This window comes from Streptomyces sp. A012304 (assembly GCF_026008495.1).
In the GTDB taxonomy this organism is placed as follows: Bacteria; Actinomycetota; Actinomycetes; order Streptomycetales; family Streptomycetaceae; genus Streptomyces.
The window spans coordinates 1212-3196 of sequence record NZ_BQUN01000191.1; the positions used below are offsets into that span (position 1 = coordinate 1212).

The 1985-nt window shown below is 69.5% G+C and carries 1 protein-coding gene; it reads left to right on the forward strand.

The genetic code is table 11. The annotated features are described in order from the left end of the window. The coding region (locus ALMP_RS39555; protein WP_309299606.1) for an RHS repeat-associated core domain-containing protein at positions 1–1985 on the forward strand (1985 nt) is incomplete at both ends.

Genomic DNA, 1985 nt, shown 5'->3' on the forward strand with positions numbered 1-1985 from the left:
CTCCACGACGATCCCGCCGAAGGGCGACACCGTCACGGCGACCTTCGAGGACGCCGAGGGCCGCGTGGAGCGGCTGCGCGAGTACACCAACGCCGAGCGTACGAAGTGGCGGGACACCGTCTACGAGTACGACGACCTCGACAACCTGATGAAGGTGACCGCCCCCGGCGGCGCCACCACCGTCTTCGAGTACGACAAGCGGGGCCGCCAGACCGCGGTCACGGACCCCGACGGCGGCCGCACCGAGATGCGGTACGACAACTCCGACAACGTGGTCGAGACCATCGACCCGCTCAAGCGGTCCCTGGTCACCACCTACGACGACGGCGGCCGTCCGACCACCCTGCGCGAGGGCAGCGAAACCGGGCCCAAGCGCGTGGAATGGACGTACGACACCCTCGCCAAGGGCCTGCCCACGGCCGCGATCCGCTATGAGAACGGCCTGGAGTACCGGGAGGAGGTCACCGCCTACGACAACGCCTACCGGGTGAAGAAGTCCCAGACGGTGATCCCCGCTGAGGAGACGGGCCTGGCCGGCACGTACGAGTACAAGTACGGGTACACGCCGACCGGAAACCTCGCCTGGGCCGAGCTTCCCGGCCTGGGCGGTCTGGTGACCGAGAAGGTCGGCTTCAACTACAACTCCGACGACCTGCTCATCGCCGTCGGCGGCGCCTCCAGCTACTTCACCGGCGCCGAGTACTCGGCCTTCGGTGAGCTGTTGCGCACCCAGTCGGGTGTGGCCGGCAAGAAGGTGTACGGCTCGTACATCTACGACGAGTTCACCCACCGCCTTCAGAAGGCGACCTTCGACCGCGACGTCTCCCCCATCCGCATCAGCGAGACGCGGTACGGGTACGACGAGGCCGGCAACGTCACCAAGATCACCGACGTCCCCGGCAGCGCGGCGCCCGACGCGGGCAAGACCGACACGCAGTGCTTCGTCTACGACCAGCTCAGGCAGATGACCTCGGCCTGGACGTCGAAGACGGCGGAGGACTGCACGGCGCCCCCGTCGAAGGACACCGTCGGCGGCCCGGACGCGTACTGGCACTCGTACCAGTACGACGACGCGGGCAACCGTACCCAGCTCGTCGAGCACGACCCGACGGGCGACACCACGAAGGACGTCACCCGCAGCTACCTGTACGGCAAGGAGGGCGTGGGCGGCCCGAACGCGCTGGCCGAGATCAAGTCGACCGGCCCGCAGGGCGAGCGCCTCAACACCTTCTCCTACGACAAGGCCGGCAACACCACCGGACGTCAGCACCAGGGCGTCAACCAGACGCTCGAGTACGACGTCGAGGGCAACCTGCACAAGGTGACCGAGCCGGTCGAGGGCGGCGGCACGAAGGCCACGTCGTACCTCTACGGCGCGGACGGCGAACGCCTCATCCGCACCGGGGCGGACGGCAGCCGCACGCTCTACCTCGGCGAGGCCGAGCTGACGGTCGACGCGGCCAACACCAGCGCGAAGGCGGAGCGGTTCTACGCCCATCCCGACGGCATGACAACGGTCCGCGCGACCGGCGGCGTCCGTCAGTTGATGATCTCCGACCACCACGGCACGTCCCACACGGTCGTGGACATGGTGGGTCCGGCAATGGGCGTCACCCGGCGCAAGTCGATGCCGTTCGGAGAGGCGCGCGGGCAGCAGCCCACCGCCTGGCCCGGAGAGCGCGGCTTCGTCGGCGGCACGGTCGACAAGGACACTGGCCTGACCCGGCTGGGCGCCCGTGACTACGACCCGGCCACGGGACGGTTCCTCACGCTTGACCCGCTGGTCGACTACGGCCAGCCGGCCACGCTGAACCCCTACGCCTACAGCAACAACGCACCGGCCACCTTCTCCGACCCTTCCGGTGAGTGGTTCCCGGTCGTGGCCCTGGCCGGTCTGGCGGCCCGTATCGCCGTCCAGGCTGCGATCCGCGCGGCGGCCCGCCGTGCGGCGATCATCGCGGCCCGCAAGGCGGCCCAGGCGGCGG